This is a genomic window from Ruegeria sp. CF3 (assembly GCF_056537365.1).
Window position 1 is genome coordinate 158,552 of sequence record NZ_JBQFRK010000004.1, and the last position, 18,277, is coordinate 176,828.

The 18,277-nt window shown below is 55.6% G+C and carries 19 protein-coding genes; 6 read left to right on the forward strand and 13 right to left on the reverse strand.

Translation table 11 applies throughout. The features are described 5' to 3' along the window. Positions 1-13 precede the first annotated feature (13 nt). The 3 genes from ACR0KC_RS15230 to ACR0KC_RS15240 are packed head-to-tail and all read right to left on the reverse strand — an operon-like array spanning position 14 to position 5,178. The gene (locus ACR0KC_RS15230) at positions 14-2,482 is read right to left on the reverse strand and encodes a GcvT family protein (RefSeq protein WP_480791166.1); all 2,469 of its coding nucleotides are present in this window, start codon (positions 2,480-2,482) and stop codon (positions 14-16) included. Between the two features lie 13 nt (positions 2,483-2,495). Beyond that, the gene (locus ACR0KC_RS15235; RefSeq protein WP_480791165.1) at positions 2,496-3,671 is read right to left on the reverse strand and encodes a mandelate racemase/muconate lactonizing enzyme family protein; all 1,176 of its coding nucleotides are present in this window, start codon (positions 3,669-3,671) and stop codon (positions 2,496-2,498) included. After that, positions 3,658-5,178 (reverse strand): trimethylamine methyltransferase family protein, encoded by a 1,521-nt coding sequence (locus ACR0KC_RS15240; RefSeq protein ID WP_480791164.1) that lies wholly within the window; start codon positions 5,176-5,178, stop codon positions 3,658-3,660. Before ACR0KC_RS15240 ends, ACR0KC_RS15235 begins: the two co-directional genes overlap by 14 nt. A gap of 146 nt (positions 5,179-5,324) precedes the next feature. Between ACR0KC_RS15240 and ACR0KC_RS15245 the strand changes: the two genes are divergently transcribed. After that, a complete protein-coding gene (locus ACR0KC_RS15245) occupies positions 5,325-6,191 on the forward strand; it encodes a LysR substrate-binding domain-containing protein (protein ID WP_480796349.1) in 867 nt (288 codons plus the stop codon). A 257-nt stretch (positions 6,192-6,448) separates the two neighbouring features. Here ACR0KC_RS15245 and ACR0KC_RS15250 read toward each other — a convergent pair whose 3' ends face one another. Genes ACR0KC_RS15250 through ACR0KC_RS15260 form a run of 3 tightly spaced genes read right to left on the reverse strand, consistent with a single transcriptional unit; the run spans position 6,449 to position 8,187 of the window. Further along, positions 6,449-6,700 carry a DUF2798 domain-containing protein gene (locus tag ACR0KC_RS15250; protein WP_480796350.1) on the reverse strand — a complete coding sequence of 84 codons (252 nt, stop codon included), beginning with the start codon at positions 6,698-6,700 and terminating at the stop codon, positions 6,449-6,451. Position 6,701: 1 nt separating this feature from the next. Continuing rightward, positions 6,702-7,295, reverse strand: a complete 594-nt coding sequence (locus tag ACR0KC_RS15255; protein ID WP_480791162.1) for an NADPH-dependent FMN reductase — start codon at positions 7,293-7,295, stop codon at positions 6,702-6,704. A gap of 25 nt (positions 7,296-7,320) precedes the next feature. Next, complete coding sequence (locus ACR0KC_RS15260) at positions 7,321-8,187, reverse strand: pirin family protein (protein ID WP_480791161.1); 867 nt, start codon at positions 8,185-8,187, stop codon at positions 7,321-7,323. A 114-nt stretch (positions 8,188-8,301) separates the two neighbouring features. On the opposite strand from ACR0KC_RS15260, the gene ACR0KC_RS15265 reads away from it, so the two are divergent. Continuing rightward, positions 8,302-9,204, forward strand: a complete 903-nt coding sequence (locus tag ACR0KC_RS15265) for a LysR substrate-binding domain-containing protein (RefSeq protein WP_480791160.1) — start codon at positions 8,302-8,304, stop codon at positions 9,202-9,204. A gap of 230 nt (positions 9,205-9,434) precedes the next feature. Here ACR0KC_RS15265 and ACR0KC_RS15270 read toward each other — a convergent pair whose 3' ends face one another. Next, positions 9,435-10,061, reverse strand: coding sequence for a TetR/AcrR family transcriptional regulator (locus tag ACR0KC_RS15270; RefSeq protein ID WP_480791159.1), 627 nt, complete (start codon positions 10,059-10,061; stop codon positions 9,435-9,437). A 73-nt stretch (positions 10,062-10,134) separates the two neighbouring features. On the opposite strand from ACR0KC_RS15270, the gene ACR0KC_RS15275 reads away from it, so the two are divergent. Together ACR0KC_RS15275 and ACR0KC_RS15280 are read left to right on the forward strand one after the other, a co-directional pair. Beyond that, complete coding sequence (locus tag ACR0KC_RS15275) at positions 10,135-12,081, forward strand: MBL fold metallo-hydrolase (protein WP_480791158.1); 1,947 nt, start codon at positions 10,135-10,137, stop codon at positions 12,079-12,081. Then, entirely contained in the window at positions 12,078-12,995 is a 918-nt protein-coding gene (locus tag ACR0KC_RS15280) for a DMT family transporter (protein WP_480791157.1), read from the forward strand. Before ACR0KC_RS15275 ends, ACR0KC_RS15280 begins: the two co-directional genes overlap by 4 nt. Before the next feature lie 45 nt (positions 12,996-13,040). Here ACR0KC_RS15280 and ACR0KC_RS15285 read toward each other — a convergent pair whose 3' ends face one another. Continuing rightward, the gene (locus ACR0KC_RS15285; RefSeq protein ID WP_480791156.1) at positions 13,041-13,511 is read right to left on the reverse strand and encodes a hypothetical protein; all 471 of its coding nucleotides are present in this window, start codon (positions 13,509-13,511) and stop codon (positions 13,041-13,043) included. Between the two features lie 11 nt (positions 13,512-13,522). Next, positions 13,523-14,317, reverse strand: a complete 795-nt coding sequence (locus ACR0KC_RS15290) for a YdhR family protein (RefSeq protein ID WP_480791155.1) — start codon at positions 14,315-14,317, stop codon at positions 13,523-13,525. 91 nt (positions 14,318-14,408) lie between these two features. Between ACR0KC_RS15290 and ACR0KC_RS15295 the strand changes: the two genes are divergently transcribed. Beyond that, complete coding sequence (locus ACR0KC_RS15295) at positions 14,409-14,840, forward strand: winged helix-turn-helix transcriptional regulator (protein WP_480796351.1); 432 nt, start codon at positions 14,409-14,411, stop codon at positions 14,838-14,840. Between the two features lie 137 nt (positions 14,841-14,977). Here the strand turns inward: ACR0KC_RS15295 and ACR0KC_RS15300 are convergent, their stop codons facing one another. The 4 genes from ACR0KC_RS15300 to ACR0KC_RS15315 all read right to left on the reverse strand — a co-directional run bounded on the left by ACR0KC_RS15300 (position 14,978) and on the right by ACR0KC_RS15315 (position 17,106). Continuing rightward, on the reverse strand, positions 14,978-15,382 hold the full coding sequence (locus ACR0KC_RS15300) for a helix-turn-helix domain-containing protein (RefSeq protein ID WP_480796352.1): 405 nt from the start codon (positions 15,380-15,382) through the stop codon (positions 14,978-14,980). Between the two features lie 223 nt (positions 15,383-15,605). Further along, a complete protein-coding gene (locus tag ACR0KC_RS15305) occupies positions 15,606-15,950 on the reverse strand; it encodes a type II toxin-antitoxin system RelE/ParE family toxin (RefSeq protein WP_480791152.1) in 345 nt (114 codons plus the stop codon). Then, the gene (locus ACR0KC_RS15310) at positions 15,940-16,197 is read right to left on the reverse strand and encodes a ribbon-helix-helix domain-containing protein (RefSeq protein WP_480791151.1); all 258 of its coding nucleotides are present in this window, start codon (positions 16,195-16,197) and stop codon (positions 15,940-15,942) included. Before ACR0KC_RS15310 ends, ACR0KC_RS15305 begins: the two co-directional genes overlap by 11 nt. 252 nt (positions 16,198-16,449) lie before the next feature. Next, complete coding sequence (locus ACR0KC_RS15315; protein WP_480791150.1) at positions 16,450-17,106, reverse strand: GntR family transcriptional regulator; 657 nt, start codon at positions 17,104-17,106, stop codon at positions 16,450-16,452. Positions 17,107-17,244: 138 nt separating this feature from the next. Between ACR0KC_RS15315 and dctP the strand changes: the two genes are divergently transcribed. Further along, positions 17,245-18,231: a TRAP transporter substrate-binding protein DctP gene (dctP, locus tag ACR0KC_RS15320; protein WP_480791149.1), complete on the forward strand. Its 987-nt coding sequence runs from the start codon at positions 17,245-17,247 to the stop codon at positions 18,229-18,231. Positions 18,232-18,277: the final 46 nt, after the last annotated feature.

Here is an 18,277-nt window from a genome sequence, read left to right on the forward strand (position 1 = left end):
CAGCTTTCCTTTCTTACGCCCGCATATTGGCGCCGTTGGCATCGTAGGCAGGTGCGCCCAGAACTTCGGCGTCGTAGAACTCACCCAGGATTTCCACCTGCAGCTTGGTTCCCGGAGCGGCGCTCTCGGTTGCGACATAGCCCATCGCCATCGACTTCCCGACGCGGTGACCATAGCCGCCGGAGGAGACATAACCGACCGCTTTGCCATCTTTCAGGATCGCCTCGTCATTCGAGACGTCGATGCCGTCCACGTCGATGGTCATGGTGACGAGCTTGCGGGCAACGCCGTCTTCCTTGAACTTCAGCGTCGCGTCCTTGCCGACAAAGTCCTTCTTCCAGTTGATGAAGACATCCATGCCGGATTCGGCCGCGTTGAAATCAGGACGGAAATCGGTGGTCCAGACGCCCCAGCCTTTTTCAAGGCGCAGCGACATCAGCGCGCGTGCACCGTACCAGCGATAACCCAGATCGGCCCCGGCCTCTTCGATCGCCTCGGCCAGACGCAGCAGGTACATCGGCTTGCAGTAGATCTCAAAGCCCAGCTCGCCCGAGAACGAGATACGGTTCAGGATCACCGGCACGCCGCCCACAAAGGTCTGACGCAGATCGCGGAACTTCAGCGCATCGGCGCTGACGTCGTCGCGGGTGATACGTGCCAGCAGCTCGCGTGATTTGGGGCCAGACAGGGCGATCCCGTGCCAGTCATCCGAGACATTGGCATAGCTCACATCCGCAGGCAGGTCCTTTTCGAACCAACGACGGTGCGCATCCTGCATCGCACCCGAGCCGAACAGCATGAAGTGGTCATCGCCCAGACTGGCCACGGTCAGGTCACCGTACAGACGGCCTTTCTCGGTCAGCATCGGGGTCAGCGCCAGACGGCCTGGTTTCGGGACGTAACCGGCCAGAGTGCGGTTCAAGTAGTCTCGCGCACCAGCGCCCTTGAACTCGTGCTTTGCAAAGTTGGCGATCTCGATGCCGCCCACGGCCTCTTGCACCGCTTTGACTTCCCGCGCGACATAGTCGTGGCTGCGGTTGCGCTCGAAGGTCGGGGTTTCATGGGCGTCTTCGGCGTTGTCGGCAAACCACAGGGCGTTTTCCAGACCAAAGCCCTGACCCATCACGGCACCCTTGTCGATCAGACGATCATAGAGCGCGGTGGTTTTCTGCATCCGGCCCTTGGGCAGCGTTTCGTTCGGGAAGGTCATCACGAAGCGACGCTCGTAGTTTTCCGAGGACTTGATGGTGCCCCAGTCCGGCGTTGCGAACTCGCCAAACCGCGCCACGTCCATCGCCCAGACGTCGATCGAAGGCTCGCCGTCGATCATCCACTCGGCCATGGTCAGACCAACGCCGCCACCCTGACAGAATCCTGCCATGACGCCCACGGCGACCCAGTAGTTTTTCATGCCCGGAACAGGGCCGATCATCGGGTTGCCATCGGGGCCAAAGGTGAACGGGCCGTTGATGGTGTCCTTGATGCCGGATTCGCCGATGGCGGGGATACGCTCGAACGACATTTCCAGACGGTCGGCAATCCGGTCCAGATCGGGTTGCAGCAGCTCGTGGCCGAAATCCCATGGCGTGCCATCGACCTTCCACGGGGTCGATTTGGGTTCGTAGGTGCCCAGAAGCATGCCATGGCGTTCCTGACGGAAGTAGATGTTGGCCTCATAGTCGATGCCCGCGGGCAGACGACCGGCTTCACCCATGCTCTCCATGCGGTCCTTGATCATCGGGATCGCGTCGGTGATCAGATAGTGGTGCTCCATCGGCTGCACCGGCAGGTGGATGCCCGACATATGGCCCACTTCACGCGCCCAGAGGCCGCCGCAGTTCACGACCTGCTCAGCGTTGATGACGCCTTTGGGGGTGGTCAGATCCCAACTGCCATCGGGCCGATGGCTCATCGACGTCACACCGCAATGGGTGAAGTACTGCGCGCCGTGGTGACGGGCGGATTTCGCGAAGGCGTAGGTTGCGCCCGAGGGATCGACATCGCCGTCCTGCTCATCCCAAAGCGCGGCGTGGTAGTGTTTCGGATCGATCAGCGGGTGACGCTCGGCCAGTTCCTGCGGGCTGATGAATTCCTGATGCAGGCCCATGTAACGCGCTTTCGAGCGCTCCCGCTTAAGGTAGTCGTACCACTCCTTGGTCGAAGCCGCGTAGAAACCGCCGGTGATGTGCATACCGACCGAATGACCCGAGGTTTCTTCAATCTCTTTATAAAGATCAATGGTATAGCTCTGCAGGCGCGAGATGTTGGGGTCCGAGCTGATCGTGTGGATCTGGCCGGCGGCGTGCCAGGACGAACCCGAAGTCAGCTCGTCACGTTCCAGCAGGACAACGTCTTTCCAGCCGAACTTGGCCAGGTGGAACAGGATCGAACAGCCGACGACCCCGCCGCCGATCACCACGACCTTGGCGTGGGAGGGGAGCTTTTTGCCAGACGTGGTTTCGTCTTTTTGAATCTCAGGCATTTTTGGTTCTCTCTTAGTTCAGGGGCAACCGGCGGAATTGGCCGGGCAGTGCGGGGTCATGGAAATGGTCGAGCGGTCCGTTCTCGACCAGATGGTTGTGCCAATGGGCAAGTGCATCGCGATCCAGCGTCACGCCGAGGCCAGGGCCTTCAGGAACAGGGATCACGTTGTTTTTCTGACGGAAGGGCCCGCCTTCGATGACGTCGCCGATCTGCCAGCGGAACAGCGATTGCGAGGGTTCCGAAATCCAAGGCATCGCCGCAGACATGTGCAGATACCCGGCAGTGGCGATGCCGGCATCACCGGAATAGCACCAGAAGCCGACGCCCATCACCTCACAGGCGCCAATAAAGCGCACCGCACGGGAAATCCCGCCCAGCACGGTAAAGTTGGTCACGATGTAATCGGGCGCGCCTAAGGCGACTGCCTTGCGAATATCTGGCACATGGGTTGAGATCGGAATGGTGAAGTGGCGGCGGAGCTCTGCCATTTCCTCGAATGTGGCAACCGGGTCTTCATAGTTGCGGATGTTGTAGGGCTCAATCTCGCGGAAGACGCGCATGGCGGAGGGCAGGCTCCACTGCATGTTGCTGTCTAGGCGGATCATCGCCTCGCGGCCCAGACCTTCGCGCAGCGCTTTGACCGTATCGATCTCAAGCTCGGGGTCGCCGAGGATCAGCTTACCCTCGAACATGGTGCTGCCGTGCTCTTCGCGCATGCGGATGCAGTAGTCGGCGACCGCCTCGGGACTCATCTCGCCGCCTTTGCGGTACCCGAAATACTCGGTGAAGGGGATTTCCCTGCGCACCGCACCACCCAGCAGGCGGTACAGAGGTTCATTCGCGACCTTGCCGCGCAGGTCCCACAGAGCGATCTCGATCGCACCAAAGGCTTTGACCACCGAACTGTCATCGGTGTTCTGAACGATCTGCCAGGGTGGCACGCACAGGCTTTCACATCCCGCAATATCCAGCGGGTCCGCGCCAATTAGGCGCTCGCCCATGGCGCGGATAGACTCGACCACATCAACTGACGGAGCCTCGCCCAAACCGATAAGACCCTGATCCGTCTCAACCTCGATGATGGTCTTCGAGGTGCCCGGGTAAAGCCCGCCGGTCCACCACATCGGCTTTTCCAGCGGGATATTGACCGGGGTCGCCCGAAGACCGGTAATCTTAAAACCAGGCATCCGGGATTTCCTCTTTGCGGCGGGCGACATAGGCCGTCAGTTCTTCTTTCTTGGCCTCGTCCATCGCGGGCGGCTGATAGTCGTTCAGCATCTGGTTCCAGCGCTCGTAAGCGCGGCGACGCATGTCCTTGGACCCGCCATCTTCCCAGCTTTCGACATTTTCACTATCGCTGAGTTTCGGCTCGTAGAATGCGGTCTGATAATTGCGCATGGTGTGGGCACAGCCCAGGAAGTGACCACCGGCCTCAACCTCGTCATAGGCGTCGCGGGCAAAAGCGTCGCTGCCGGTATCGAGACCCTGACCCAGGACCTTCTGGTAGGCCCCCAGCCGATCAGCATCCATGATCAGTTTTTCGAATCCAGTGCACAGGCCGCCTTCCAGCCAACCGGCCGAATGCAAAACGAAGTTCGCGCCAGCCAGCATCGTTGAATGCATCGAGTCCGCAGACTCATAGGCTGCTTGGGCGTCTTCAATCTTAGACGCGGTGAGCGAACCGCCACAACGCAGGGGAAGACCGGCACGGCGCGCAAGTTGACCAATTGCATAGTTTGATATGATCGGTTCTGGCATACCAAAGGTCGGTGCGCCGGATTTCAAAGACATCGACGATAGGAAGTTGCCCAAAACAAACGGCGCACCGGGGCGCAGCAGTTGAACATAGGCACAGACCATCATCGCTTCGGCCATGGCTTGGGCGACACTGGCTGCGGTGCTGACCGGACCCATCGCCCCAGACAGGATGAACGGAACAACAATCAAGCCCTGCCCGCGTGCCGAATACACGCGGGCCGCTTCCGTGACTACACGGTCGACCAGCAGGGGCGAGTTCGTGTTCACGTTGCCCATGATCACGCAGTTGTCTTCCATGAAGTCTGCACCAAAGACGATCTCGGCCATCTCGACGCTGTCCTGTGCGCGGCTCATTTCGGTGATCGCACCCAGATGTGGCTTATCGCTCAGCGTCATATGCGCGAACATCATGTCCAGATGGCGCTTGCTGACCGGAACGTCACAGGGCTCGCAGGTGACAAAGCCGCCATGATGCAGGTTCGGGTGCAAATAGGACAGTTTGACCAACTTCTCGAAAGACTCGATGTCGCCATAGCGCCGCCCACCTTCCAGATCGCGCACAAAAGGCGCGCCGTAGACTGGAGCAAAGACTTGGTTGCCATCCCCGATCACCACCGAACGCTCAGGATTGCGCGCAACTTGCTTGAAGCTTTTCGGCGCCTTTGAACACAAATCACGTATCCAACTGGCGTCGGCACGAACAGTGTCACCATTAATTTGAGCACCCCCACGACGCCATAATTCCAGCGCCTCAGGGTCATCGCGGAACGCGATACCCACATTCTCGAATATCCAGTCGACCTGCGCCTCGAGGCGGTTCAGATCCTCTTCGTTCAGAGGGTCAAAAAAGGCCAAACTGCGCTGGATATAAGGGGATGCCGGAACCGAACCCGGTTCTGAACCGCGGGAACGGGATTGACGTGTGCGCCGAGCCATTAGAGGTGCTCCTAGGGTATTACAATTTTGCGGTGTATGTTAACTGTTAAGGAAAATCTTGTGATGCTTGCAAAAAACAATGAATTGGATAATTAGAAGTTATGCGAAACATGTGGAGACACCTTGGATCACCGCGACATCTGGTCGTGTTCGAGGCGGCCGCAAGGCTGGGATCTTTCACAAAGGCGGCTAATGAGCTGAATGTCCAACAACCTGCAGTGAGTGCATCAATTCGTCAGCTAGAAGAGGGATTGGGAATTGCATTGTTCGTACGCAACCACCGCAAGGTGTCATTGACCACGGCTGGTGAGCGTTTGCTTGCCGATGTCACCCGCGCCTTCGAACAGCTTTCTCATTCGGTTTCAGCAATTAGGCAACTCTCTCGGCCCGATTATGTCACGCTAAGCGCCTCTACCGCCTTTAATAACTATTGGATTATGCCCCGCCTTGCGGACTTACAGAGGCAGCACCCTGATATCGACCTGCGCCTTCAGTCCAGTGATCGGGAGCCAGACCTTGATACAGAGAATATAAGTCTGGCAGTACGTCGCGGGGACGGGAACTGGTCAGGGTGCGAATGTCAGCTTATTGCAAAAGAAGTCATCTTCCCTGTGGCCTCACCGCGAAACATGTCAGACGCTGTTGATCTTAAGAGCTTGCCTAATCTATTGCACCAAAAACTAATACACTTGGAAGAGCCCATCCGTGAAAGACCTAGCTGGAAGGATTGGTTTGTCAATTTCAATGTTCACAATGCATTGCCACAAAGTGGCCTTCGGCTGAATGACTATGCTCTGGTGCTTCAAGCTGCGATGGCGGGCGAAGGTTTCGCATTTGGCTGGAAGCACGTTGCTGATGGCCTGGTGAATCAAGGCTTGCTTGCCGCGCGCCGTGAATGGAGTTGGGATACTGGGAAAGGGTTTTACCTGGTTTGGTCAAAAGCTAACCGCTTAACCAAGGGCGCATCATTGGTGCGAGACTGGATACTATCGCAGCGGGCAGATATGGGTTAAGTTAGGAGCTCCGGCACGGAATAGGCTCGCTGGCCGAGACTGCCAGGATTGGCGGAAATCGATTTGCAGAGATGCTGTCTAACGGCACTGGTCAAGTTTTTTTGCACTTTGGAGACCGGTTGCCAAGGCCAAAGTCGGCCAGCTGACTTCACCGCGAGTAATTCCCTGCCACTGCGTAAACGCAAAAACGGCAACAGCTTCCAGCCTAGGTGAGCTTGATATTCTGGAGTTCGGAAGGATGCGAACCTCTCGGACTTTCAACGTCTCGGGCAAGCTCTCGCCGCTGTGTTGGCCAAACGGGCCGAGAGAGACCGGAGTTTATCTCCAAAGACCATGTCCAACGAAAACGCGACCGGCAGTGCAATTAGGATGCTCCGTGCCCAGGATTGCAGCCAGTTCCATGAGATCCCGAATTCCAGCAGGCTAAAGACGCCCGATATGGCCATGGACATGAATGTCGACATGACCAAAGCTCCGGTATACCTCTGAAGGCGCCTGTGATCTCCCATCTTAGTCGACCTCCGATAGGGCCAAGGTTTCGGCTGCGGCAGTCAGTTCTGCGAGCGCGATCGGATTGGTAACGGTTCCGGTTTCCGTATCGAAGACATCAAAAAAGCTGGCAACAGAAACGGCTGCCTTCAGGTCTGCGCCAAAATATTGGGCCGAGCCCTTGGCCGAGGCCAACACGTTGCTTGCACCTCCGGCACCCGGAGAGGTCGAGAGATAGACCGCAGGCTTAGCCTGAAACACCTTTTGGTCGATCCTGCTCGCCCAATCGAAAAGATTTTTATAAGCCGCAGAATAGGAGCCATTGTGCTCTGCAAAAGATACGATTACCCCGTCGGCAGATCCTATCTTGTCAAAGAACGTTTTGGCAGCTTGAGGAATTCCGATCTCTTTCTCCAGGTCTTCACTGAAGATTGGCAGTTCAAAATCATTCAAGTCCAGCAGATCGATTTCGGCATCTGGAACCAGGGACGCGGTGAACCGCGCGAGGGATTTGTTGATAGATATCTTACTATTGCTTGCACCGAATGTCAGAATTTTCATGGGTATTCTCCAGTTTAATAAGAGGTTTTCCTTGGTGTTTGGTAAAGTGTTCATTGAGCCCACCAATCAACGCAGGTGTTCAGTCTATGGTTCCGAGCTCACCGGCCGCGTGGGCAGCAACGATTGCCTCCAACTGTGCTGTGTCACTCATTGCGAACGGCCCTTTTTGCACGAACGGTTCGCGCAAGGGGCGTCCGCTTAGGAGTACAGCTCGACCACCCATGGTGCTCATAAGGCGGATGTGTTCAGCATTGTGGGCAGCCAATGCCTCGTCGCCGTCAAGACGGAAACGGGTGCCATCGAGTTCAACCTCGACTTCGCCTTGGATGATGTGCAGCCACATGGCGTCTCCGGGCGCGCTGCGATGGGCGTAGCTGCCATCCGGCGACAGGCCAATATCAAGGATGGTGAGCGGCATTCCTGGCGGGGTCGCACCCACGATACCATTGCTGGCGCCGGTCATCACCCGGACCCGATGCCCAGAACCCTTGATCACCGGCATAGTCTGCGCGGCGACATGCAGAGATTCCGGTGCGTCCATTTTTTGCTCTGCTGGAAGGTTAACGAAGATCTGAAGAGCATGCGTACGCGACTCAGGCGTAGGAGCTTCGTCATGCACCGCACCACGGGCAGCTTTGAGCCAATAAAGATCACCCGGCGCCAGTTCGATATCGTTCCCAAGGGAATCCTTGTTGCGGAAGCTGCCTTTGCTGTCCTCGAATAGCACACTCACCGCAGAGATCCCCGCATGGGCATGGGGCCCGAAGGTTGGTGTCTTCATGGTAAAGTGATCGACCATAATCAGCGGGTCCATCAGCCCGTCAAGTTGGCGGTGGATGAAGCTGAGTGCTTCAAAACCCTCGCCTCGGGTCATTTTCTCTCCCTGTTGCTTCGCGGCAATCGCGGTATTGGGATTGTTGGTCTGAAGTCTGTTTTTTGCGGTCATATCTGCCTCCTGTGCTGCAACAGTACCTATGGGTGATACGAAGGCTGCAAAATCCTTTGATTTCGGAACCTACCGTTCCATATTCAGAACGATATGTGATGCCAGGAGGATCAGATGATGGATCTCAATCAAGCTTACTACCTGGTGCATGTGGTTGAGAAGCAGGGCTTCTCGGCAGCGGCGCGAATCCTCGGCATTCCCAAGTCACGAATCAGTCGGCATGTGAAAGCGTTGGAAGAGACGCTCGGCACCCGGCTTCTCAATCGGGACTCACGTCACATGTCACTGACAGAGGCAGGTGAGGCATATTACAGACATGCAAAGATGGCGTTGGAGTGCATGGTGGCTGCCGAAGCCGCTGTGCTCCAGGACAAGAACACACTGGAGGGTAGTGTCACCCTGTCCTGTTCGGTCGGGGTCGCGCAGTTCGCCCTTGGTCGTATTCTACCGCAGTTCTTGGCTGACAATCCGCGGTTGGTGTTGCGGCTTCAGGCATCCAATGATTTTGCCGATATGGTCAGTGATGGCATAGACTTGGCGATACGGGGCCATGCCAAACTGTTGCCCGATTCCGGTTTGATCCAAAGACGCATCGCAAAAGTCCCTTGGCACTTGTTCGCCTCGCCTGACGTGGCGCGGCAAGTTGGTGCTTCAGCATCGCCGACAGACCTTGAAGACTTGCCCGGTCTCACACTAGGCTGGCGCCCCCGGGACAGTGCCTGGTCGTTGGTCGCGCGCGACGGAAGCACAGCCTTCGTTCCTTACTACGCGCGGCTGCGCAGTGATGACATGGCCACACTCAAACAAGCGGTTGCAGAAGGGCTCGGCGTGGCAGCGCTCCCAGCGTATGCCTGCGCTGAGGACGTCGAAGCCGGGCGCCTGTGCCGTCTCCTGCCGGACTGGACCGCTGGAGCACCCGAAATCAGCCTGCTGATGCATGACCGGAGGGGCAATCCGCCGCAAGTTGACGCTCTCGCAACATTCCTCAGACACGAGTTACCTGAAGTTATGAGTTAAATCGACGTCATGCAGCGAGATTCCTTTCGAAGCGACTTCGGACCGTTGCCCCAAGTGGACGAGGAGGGTGGCTTTTTCTCCTCAGGCATCGATTGAGCCAAGGTCTTTACTCAATCGATAGCAACGTTCGACGGCTCCGAAATCGTGCTCGTGATGCGGTTTCCAATTTGACCGACGTAGATGTTGGCAACAGAAGCTAGCACAGTACTGCTCCCGACATTAAGCTGAACCTAGGTGGTCAGCCCCAACGAAGACAGGGCTCGGCGTGTAGACGACAACGTCTCTTCTTGTTTGGCGGTATCATTCTGCAATCGCGCCATGCTCAAAGTTCCTGCAAGCATTCCGAGCAACGTCGATCCGCTGATCTCGGTGGTTCTCTCACAACGTTCCACTGCTTTGGTCAATGTTGCTGTCAAACGTCGTGTCCCAAGTTCCAGTTCTTTCCTTTCATTCGCTGAGCATCGCCCTGCGTCACCGATAAGTGCAGCAACCGGACAGCCTGTCTCGACGTGACCAAGGTGTTGCATCGACAGGTAGCGATCTACGAAATTGGACAGGGCAACGTCTGCAGAGTTTTCTGCAATATCCCGTTCAATACCTTCAATGAAGACGTCAAAGGCCTTGCGTGTCGCAGAGACGGCCAGATCTTCCTTGTTTTTAAAATGTCGGTAGAAACCGCCATGCGTCATGCCGGCGGAACTCATGACATCCGACACGTTCAGTCCCGCGTAGCCGGCCCGCCTCAATTGCTCTGCAGCAATGGCAAGAAGCGTTTCGTGAGTTTTGGCTTTCTCGGCTTTTGACGTTCTGGCCATGGCAGTTCCTACCCTCTTGACAATTAAGATTGCTGGTATCATCTAAAATATAAGATGACAAGCATCATCTATATTCCCGGCAACGCTCCAAAGGAGCACAAGCGGAGGTTTGAACATGAACATGATCGGAACCATAGAATCGGAAGCGCCGTCTGAGGCGCGGCTAAAACTCTTGGAAGTGGGAGCTGCGCTTGATTTTTCTGACGGGTTCCAAGCTCTCGCAAGACCGAAAGGCGCGCGCAGTTTTCAATCCTCACTGCATCAACTCGAAATAGTTCTGTCCTACGGTCAAATCGAAGACCCGCGCGTGATCCTACAGGCAATGAACCTCTATCTCATGGCCAATCAACAGCAGTATGGGATCGAGCTTTACGCCGGGGTTCTTGACCGTTTCGGAGATGAAATGACCCCCGATACGCGCGCAGTTTATGAATCGGCGCTTGGCGTGCTGCGGGCAACTTACGCGGATCGCGTGCCTGTGCTTCGCCGGATCAGTTGGGTACATGACAGCTTTGCCCTGATCGAAACGGCGCTTCAGCGAACCGCGTCAGAACATCCGATCCCCCATTGGGCGGCTGGTATGGTTTATGCTCAGGTGCCCGCGTTCTTTTTCAAGAAAGCTGAAGCAATCAAACACCTGACTTGGCTGGCCGATCGGCCGGAAACGGAACCGACATACGGCTTCTATCGCGAGGTGTATCGTCAGCTTTCCGCTTTAACGATTGGCAAGGCGGAATCCGCGAAGGACTGGTTGCGTATGAGCGGATATGACGCTGCGCAACCCCACGTGCCGCTGATGGGGTGGTTTGTCACCGGCCTCGAGGGTACAGCCATGGCGCCGCAACCGGTACTGGACGAGGTTGTCGCAGGACGTGTATTCGCCCTTTATGGTTTCGGGTTTTCGGATATTTACTTTGTCCTTTCCGACGACTGGAAAGAGTTGATCGCCATTGATGCCGGAACTCAACCACGTTCTTTGAAGGCGGCTCACGAATTCTTGCTGGCGGCCTATCCCGACCTGCCGAAGATCACCACTGTGTTCGTGACGCACGCCCACTGGGACCACGTTGGAGGTCATGGCTATCTGAAAGAACACAACCCGGATATCGCAATATTTGGACGGGCGAATTTTGCGGCGGTGACCGAGCGTGTGGCCCGCGACCACAGCTACAAGTACTTCCGCGGCGAAAATTTCGATCACGCCTGGGTCACAGATTATGCTCCGACACATCCGGTTGATGGGCCGCAGAAGCTCACCGTGGGTGGGACAGAGATATCCCTCATTCCGGTTACAGGGGGCGAAACTGAAGACGCCATGCTGATCCATCTACCGGGTCTGAGCTGTGTGTTTGTCGGTGATGTAGTGATGCCGTGGTATGGTGAACCCTGGGTAAACGAAGGCTTCGTGTCTTCCGCCACCCAGGTCATGGACAGGGTCCTGAGCTTGGGGGCGATGCATATCCTGCATGGTCACCACCCACTGACGCTCCTTTATGGGCCAGAAAACCTGCGTATTTATCGCGACATGCACGAATGGCTGGTGCGGATGACACAGGATTACGTCCGCCGCGGCTATTCTGCCAAGGACATTATCCGGCTCAACCTGATCCCACCGACCTTGGTGGCACACCCGGATGTTACGCTCGGTTTCGTCGCCGCGCGGGACAATGTGATCGCGCGGGTTGCTGATGAGATGGTCGGAATATGGCGAGAGGATCGAACCGGTCAGGCACCGGAAGGTTTGGACACCATCACCACGGAGGAGAGGGCCCGCCTGTTGTCTGACTACCTGGGATTAAGCGAGTCGCATGTGGTCCGCAGCCTGAATCGTATGATCGCGGGCGGGGACAACACGCTGGCGCTGCAATTTGCGGTAGCGGCCGAAGCTGCCTTTGGAGCAACGCGAAGTATCCAAGTCGCCAAGGAACAGGCTGCGGATCGGTTGCGCAGTATCGGGCAGTTCACCGATCCCTTTGCCTTCACCACCTATTCCGAAATGACCAACCGACCTCATCATCCCATGCCAGCCGGCGACGAAGGCAACACAGGAGAGCGGCTATGACTGCAACAAACTGGTTTTTGCTGGTTCTGACAGCAGTGCTGTTTGGTTCGTCTTTCCCACTGATCAACATCGCTGTCGACGAGATTTCACCGATGTACATGGCTGCCGCGAGGGTTTTGATCGCCACACCGATTGTGGTGGTGTTCCTGTACGCGTCCGGCCGGAAACTACCGCCAATCGGGATAAAATGGTTGCCGCTTTTGGTGTTGGGTCTGCTGACGGCGGCCATTCCCTACTTCACGATTGCCTGGGGACAGACGCGGATCGATAGCAGTCTCGGGGGAATACTGTTTGCGACCATCCCAATCTTCACAGTTATCCTTGCCCCGATCCTTACGAAGGAAGCCAGCTTGTCCGGTGCGCGCATGATGGGCGTCGCCCTCGCATTTCTCGGGGTCGTTCTTGCGGTCGGGCCCGAGAGCTTCGAGAACCTGGGGGGACAGGCCGCAGGTGCAGTCGTCACGCTTGCCGCCGCTCTGAGCTACGCGCTTGGCAATATTTTCGCGCGCGCCCAAAGCGAACTGGATCCGGTTCTGATGGCGGCGGGACAGATGGTGACAGCCTCGCTTGTTTTGGTGCCGATCGGATTGTTTTCGGGCGGGCCGTTTCCTGCGATGCCAAATGCTGCTGCGATCTTCGCCACGTTGGCTGTCGGCGTATTCAGCACTGCTGTGCCGGTTCTGCTCATGTTCATGCTCGTCAAGAAGGTTGGGGCAACCCGTACGTCCTTACTGGCCTTCTTCATTCCAGTGGCTGCCGTTTTGTTGGGCGTCGCTCTTCTAGGCGAGCAACTGGCTCCTCTAACGATACTGGGGTTCGCGATGATCATCGGCGGAGCGCTTTGGTCTTCACGGGTACCGGCCAAAGCGCCGGAACCTGTTGCCACATCTCAATCGGCATCAATCAGAGACTAAGCAACTGCCAGACGGGCGGCATGTTCATAGTGCCGCCCGTTCTCGTTATTTGCAGATCTTGCCGAAGTAACGAACCAGCCCAACGAGGTTATCTGGGTCGCGCATGTCGACCAGCCCATAGCTCTGGAACTGGCCAGAAACGCCTTCCATGGTCCCCCGTGTTGAGCCTTCCTGAATGTCGTAGGTGATCTCGACCATATACCGGCCGGGCTTTCCGGGCACTGCCGTTAGCTCTGCATGATCTTTTGTTAAAAAGGCCCCTCCGTCGCCGCGACCAAAATAGTGCTCAATGTCCATTTCAAGGCCAGTTTCAGTTTCTCGCTGCGACAGGATTTTACCTGCTGCGTTTTGAACGCTGCCCATAAGAGTAGCGGAAATGACGATGGGTTGTTCCTCGCCTTCGACAAAGAAGTTCGGAATTGCAACGCCCCCGATGGGAAAGCACTCTTCGGCATCTGCCGTGCTTGCCGCCGCGATACCTGCGGCCAGCAGAACGAGTTTGGCCAAGTTTTTCATTCCTATTCCTTTCAGGATTCAATCTGATAATAGGGAGAATTCAACAGCCTGCTTGCCTCTTCAGTGACTGTGGCATCGAATATCCGCGTATAAAGTGCGGCGTTCATTCTGGCGGCTGTTTCGGGGAACGCATCGATTGCGAAGTTGCGTGCGTTCTCGACGGTATCGAACGCATCCAATCCGCCAAGCGTGTGTGTGTTGAGACCACTGAGCCAGGTTTTTGAAATCAGGCCGGGCGTCTCCTTCAGTGCCGGATTCCGATCCTGCCAAGGCGCGTCCGCAAACGGTACGTTCACTTGTAGCTCTGTATAGACAAACGCGCCCGGCGCTTTATCAAGCTTCTGGCCGAAATGCGGGGAGTAGATGTCGCGGCTGGCCTGGGCGACGACCGACGCATCAAAAATTCGCGTGTTGTGCGCAACGCCGAAGGCGCGTGGCTCGGTTGGAAAATAGACGTTCACGAACCGTTGCGCGTTTTCGATGCTGTCAAAGGCATAGAATCCACCGAGCGAGTTGTTGCCCAGGCCGGAAAGCCAGGTTTTGTTCAGAAATCCAGGCTGTTTGCGGATGGTTTCGCTGATCTGCCGCCAGGGGGCATCTGCGAATGGAACCGAGATCTGAACTTCAGTGTATACAAAGGCTTTTGCATTCATTTTGGTTTTCTCTTGATTGACGTTGGTTTGCGCACGAGCAGCCGAGGGTGAGAGAACTGAGGCTGCTCCTGCCGCAGCGATCCCCCCTATCACTCGCCTGCGGTTCAGTGTGTTTGCCAGCGAAGCCATGCTGTTCTTGTCGTCATGTTTCATTGCCGTTTCCTGTATCGAGAGAATCAACTTGCATTTTGCAAGTGGTGAACAATTACGTCATCTACTTGTATTTTGCAAGTGGTGAGAGTAAATGCTTCGAATGACTGATCAGAACTCAAAACGGCCGTCAGGTTGCCCTTTAGCGTTTGCGCTGGATACCTTCGGAGACAAGTGGACGCTGTTGATCATCCGTGAACTGATGTTCAACGACAAAAATACCTATGGCGATTTTCTGGAAGCCGACGAAGGGATCTCAACTAATATTCTGGCAAGCCGACTAAAACATCTGGAAACGGAAGGGATCATCGTAAAGCGCCGCGACCCGGAAAATTTTCGCAGTTTCATCTATAATCTTACGCCGAAAGGGTTTGATCTCGCCCCGGTACTGTTTGAGATTATCGCTTGGAGCGGAAAGCATGACCCAAGGCCCTCGAGGTTAAGACAGATGGTGGACCGTGTCGCCAAGGATCGCAAAGGACTGGAGCGTGAAATCGAACAGAAACGCACATCGCAGAATGAGTAACACAAGGTCGTTCTAGGTCAGATCATTCGAGAAATAATTAGGTATTTGAAAAAGCTTCCTAAACCTAAAGTACAAAACCTGTTTTGAACTTAGTCCAAAGACAACTTGCGCGAAAAGGTGAATGCGTGAAGAAGCGCTTACCCAAAGGTCTTAAGATAGTCTGAAACGTGAATTCCAAAACGTCTTTGAAATGCGCGACGCGTCCTTTGAACATCGCCAAACCCGCTCTCAGAAGCCGCTTGTTTTTGCGGTAGTTTGTGCTCTAGAAGCCCGCGCGCGTGATCGACGCGGATCCGTTCGACGAACTGCGCTGGTGTCTCCTGCAGATCACGTTTGAAATGTCGCGACAACGTGCGCGGATTGAGCCCAGCTTCACTAGCCAAGGCATCCAGCGTCCAATTCTGATGCGGTTGAGAGACGACTTTCTCGATAAGACCTGAAAGAGTGTCCCCCCGGGAAAACTGACCTGCCAGGTGAATCGCATATTGGCTCTGACCTCCGGTCCGCCGCAGTTGAACAACCAACTCCCGCGCGACTGACAAAGCGACCGAGGGTCCGCAATCCCTTCACCAATCGCGCAGATCCAGCTCTGAGTGGACCACTCTCCTCCATGACCCTGATGGCATCCAGACTGAAATCTTTGGCTAGGCCTTAGTTTTCGAACCGCAGGATTGCACTCGAGATTCAGTACTGTTCGACTATCAAAATAGGTAGCTGACTTATGAGAACTGCCGGCCGATCGTATTTCCAATGGACGCGTTGGGGTTACGACAAAAGGCGCAGCAGAATGTGCGCATCGTGGTTTTGACCACTATAGAAGACTGCGAGTACGCGTACGATCAGTTCGTCATCGTCGACTTCAAAATAGATGATCGCTTTGTTCTTGGTTACGTTCCGAATGCTATTGCCGAGATGTGGTCTTAGGGTGCCTTGATGTGGAACGTTCGCCAGGCTTTCGAGGCTCTCCTGAATCTCTATGACGCGCTTCTCAGCGCGCAGAAAAGCGGGTTCCAGATCTTCGCCAAAGTGCTCAGCGGTTTCAACAAGATAGTCAAATATGAGATCGAGATCTGAGGTGACTTCTTCGGCGCGAACGACTTTATAGACCACGCGCAGCCCGCTTGCGTGCGATCATGTCTTCGGTACGCTCCTTGCCCTCTCTGAGAGTAATGAAGGTTCCGTTTCGACGCTGATCCAGCAGCTCTCGCAGTGCGTCAGTTTTTTGCGATTGTTCACGCATCAGTTCAAGCCCATGCTGAAGCACGGCGGACAGGCTAGCGTAATGACCCTGGGCGACCAGACTCCGCGCGTAGGCGTCTTGTGAGTCAGTCAGGGATATAGATGCTTTGACACTCATATCAAGCCCCATTTGTACTACTGAGTAGTATAATATGCCGCAAACAACAGTCAATATTGGGCGCGCACGAACGTATTTTATTGGCATTACTATCTAGAAACAAACTTCCCTGCATATTGGTATCTTCAGGGGCAGCAGTGGTAGAACCTTAGGGCCGCCCAAACAGGCAGGCTGACATCGTGATCCAAGATGCTGGAACTTCTGCTGGATCGCTTCTTCTTAGGCAACTGTGATGCGGTGCGATTGCTGAAACTATTTCGTTGTGTTTTTCAGCGACGCCATCAGATTGTGGAATTTCTCGCCCTGAACGGCGACATGTGATCGAAGTGCACGTGCCGATTCTTCCGGGTTGCCCGTATCGAGGGCGCACACGATGTCTCGATGTTCGGACATCGATTGCGCCATACGCCCACGAAGCCGAAGCTGCTGACGCCGGAATGGCCTTAACCTTTTGTGCAGTTTAGAAGCTTCTTGTTCCAAAAACGAGTTGCCCGATTGATTGTATATGATTCTATGAAAGCGCTCGTTTTCGATGTAATATGCGTCCGGGTCACCGGCATCGACCGCTATCTGGCATTTCGTATTAGCCTCGGTCAGCTCCTTCAGAGCTTCATCGGATATGCGCAGGGCAGCAAGCCTGCCACAAACGGCTTCGAGCTCTGCCATGACCTCGAACATCTCCATGAGCTCCACAGGGCCGGGTTGTCGGACAAAAGCTCCTCGGCGCGGGATGAGATCGACCAACCCAGACTGGGCAAGCCTTTGAATTGCTTCCCGAAGTGGTGTTCTGGATACACCGAACTGCTCGGCCAGTTTGACTTCATCCAGACGGTCACCGTCCGAAAAGGTTCCGTCAAAGATAAGCTCTTCCAAATCCTGAGCGATGGTATCGGCAAGTCGTTGGTCCATGGCTGCTTGTTTTATCCGCGATCAAATGAGAACTCAATAAGATAAATCTTGTATACAAAAATATTGACTAAAAAAACATTACTGCTCTATGCTCCCGCTCATCCCCGGTATGACCGGGATGGTAATGGGAGGAAGAATATGAAATCCACGTTCAAAACAGCGGTCGCTGCGCTGGCGCTTGTATCTGCCGGTACGCTTGTATCCGCAAAAGAGCTGCGCCTGTCGCACCAGTGGTCCAACAAGGACATCCGTCACCAGGTCGCCCAAATCGTGGCCGATGAGGTCGCAGCCGCCGATGTCGATCTAGAGATTAAGATTTTCGGTTCAAAATCGCTGTTCAAGCCGCGCGAGCAATACAAGCCGCTCAGCCGAGGTCAGCTGGACATGACCGTTCTGCCGCTCAGCTATGCCGGTGGTCAGCAGCCCGCCTATAACCTGACTTTGATGCCCGGCTTGGTGAAAAACCACGATCACGCAGCGCGTCTCTCCGAGTCTCCCTTCATGGAGGCGTTGGAAGAGAAGATGGCCGAGGATGATGTGATGGTTCTGGTCCATGGCTATCTGGCTGGTGGTTTTGCCGGAAAAGACAAGTGCATCACCAAGCCCGAAGATATCGCAGGCTTGCAGACGCGTGCAGCAGGTAAGTCTTTTGAGCAGATGCTGGCCGGGGCCGACGCCTCGATCGCCTCGATGGCGTCATCGGAGATCTACAACGCGATGCAGACCGGTGTTTTGCAGGCGGCTAACACGTCGTCATCGTCATTTGTCAGCTATCGCATCTACGAACAGGTCAGCTGCTATACGCCAGCGGGCGACGTTGCCCTGTGGTTCATGTACCAGCCATTACTGATGAACAAATCCACCTTCGACGGGCTGAATGAAGATCAGCAAGCTGCATTGCTGGCCGCGTCTGAAAAGGCACAGACCTACTATCTTGAAGAAGCCAAGAAGCAGGACGCAAACTCGGCCAAAGTCTTCGCCGAAGCGGGCGTTGAGATTGCTGAAATGAGCGCGGAAGACTTCGAAGCATGGCGCGCTCTGGCACAGGAAACATCCTATAAGGCGTTTGTGGAAGAGGTGCCGGACGGGCAAGAGCTGCTGGACAAGGCTCTGGCGGTCGAGTGACCCTTTTTCGCCCGGGCGGCCCCGCTGCCGCCCGGCACTGATCTCA

Coding starts and splice junctions, on each gene's coding strand:
- ACR0KC_RS15285 (WP_480791156.1), bottom strand. CDS start 13,511: ATGAAAAACTTGGCCAAACTCGTTCTGCTGGCCGCAGGTATCGCGGCG.
- ACR0KC_RS15265 (WP_480791160.1), top strand. CDS start 8,302: ATGATGGATCTCAATCAAGCTTACTACCTGGTGCATGTGGTTGAGAAG.
- ACR0KC_RS15295 (WP_480796351.1), top strand. CDS start 14,409: ATGCTTCGAATGACTGATCAGAACTCAAAACGGCCGTCAGGTTGCCCT.
- ACR0KC_RS15280 (WP_480791157.1), top strand. CDS start 12,078: ATGACTGCAACAAACTGGTTTTTGCTGGTTCTGACAGCAGTGCTGTTT.
- ACR0KC_RS15235 (WP_480791165.1), bottom strand. CDS start 3,671: ATGCCTGGTTTTAAGATTACCGGTCTTCGGGCGACCCCGGTCAATATC.
- dctP (WP_480791149.1), top strand. CDS start 17,245: ATGAAATCCACGTTCAAAACAGCGGTCGCTGCGCTGGCGCTTGTATCT.
- ACR0KC_RS15270 (WP_480791159.1), bottom strand. CDS start 10,061: ATGATACCAGCAATCTTAATTGTCAAGAGGGTAGGAACTGCCATGGCC.
- ACR0KC_RS15260 (WP_480791161.1), bottom strand. CDS start 8,187: ATGACCGCAAAAAACAGACTTCAGACCAACAATCCCAATACCGCGATT.
- ACR0KC_RS15240 (WP_480791164.1), bottom strand. CDS start 5,178: ATGGCTCGGCGCACACGTCAATCCCGTTCCCGCGGTTCAGAACCGGGT.
- ACR0KC_RS15310 (WP_480791151.1), bottom strand. CDS start 16,197: ATGAGTGTCAAAGCATCTATATCCCTGACTGACTCACAAGACGCCTAC.
- ACR0KC_RS15255 (WP_480791162.1), bottom strand. CDS start 7,295: ATGAACACTTTACCAAACACCAAGGAAAACCTCTTATTAAACTGGAGA.
- ACR0KC_RS15315 (WP_480791150.1), bottom strand. CDS start 17,106: ATGGACCAACGACTTGCCGATACCATCGCTCAGGATTTGGAAGAGCTT.
- ACR0KC_RS15250 (WP_480796350.1), bottom strand. CDS start 6,700: ATGGGAGATCACAGGCGCCTTCAGAGGTATACCGGAGCTTTGGTCATG.
- ACR0KC_RS15275 (WP_480791158.1), top strand. CDS start 10,135: ATGAACATGATCGGAACCATAGAATCGGAAGCGCCGTCTGAGGCGCGG.
- ACR0KC_RS15230 (WP_480791166.1), bottom strand. CDS start 2,482: ATGCCTGAGATTCAAAAAGACGAAACCACGTCTGGCAAAAAGCTCCCC.
- ACR0KC_RS15290 (WP_480791155.1), bottom strand. CDS start 14,317: ATGAAACATGACGACAAGAACAGCATGGCTTCGCTGGCAAACACACTG.